The organism is Anaerostipes faecalis (assembly GCF_018982945.1).
Classification (GTDB): domain Bacteria; phylum Bacillota; class Clostridia; order Lachnospirales; family Lachnospiraceae; genus Anaerostipes; species Anaerostipes faecalis.
Genome location: NZ_JABRXE010000032.1, coordinates 1 through 745, shown reverse-complemented (window position 1 = coordinate 745; position 745 = coordinate 1). Strand labels below are relative to the sequence as shown.

1 protein-coding gene is annotated in these 745 nt (G+C 36.9%); it reads left to right on the top strand.

Features of this window, described 5'->3' with window-relative positions; translation table 11 throughout:
• Positions 1–745: IS3 family transposase (locus tag KTB61_RS12880; protein ID WP_216697703.1), on the top strand; the 745-nt coding region annotated here is incomplete at both ends.

Genomic DNA, 745 nt, shown 5'->3' with positions numbered 1-745 from the left:
CGCTGAACAGCGTCGTGAAGCGGTAAAAGCCAAAATCAAGGATATTTATAATGAATCAAAACAGAATTACGGTGCCCCAAAGATTACCAAAGAACTGAGGAAATCAGGAGAAGTAATCTCTGAACGTACAGTTGGAAAATACATGAGGCAAATGGGAATTAAAGCACAATGGGTAAAACCATGGACTATTACCACAAAAGATTCTGACTTCAGTAGCGAATTGCAAAATATCCTTGATGAACAGTTTAACCCGGAACGCCCAAATGCTGTCTGGTGTTCTGATATCACATATATCTGGACGATAGACGGATTTGTTTATCTAACCAGTATTATGGATTTATATTCCAGAAAAATCATTGCCTGGACACTTTCTAAAACACTGGAAGTATCCTGCGTGATTGAAACAATAAATAAAGCAAAAGCAAGACGTAAAATCAAAGAACCACTAGTTCTGCATTCAGATCGCGGCAGTCAATATGTATCCAAAGAATACAAAAAAGCGACTGCTGGTATCCAGTGCAGTTATTCAAAAAAAGCTCATCCATGGGATAACGCATGCATCGAATCATTTCATGCATTGATCAAACGTGAATGGCTGAACCGGTTTAAAATCCGAGATTATAATCATGCATATCAATTGGTTTTTGAATATCTGGAAGCATTTTACAATACAAAACGTATTCACAGTCATTGTGACTATATGTCTCCAAATGAGTATGAAAAGTTGTATCGTAAAATCCAGAAA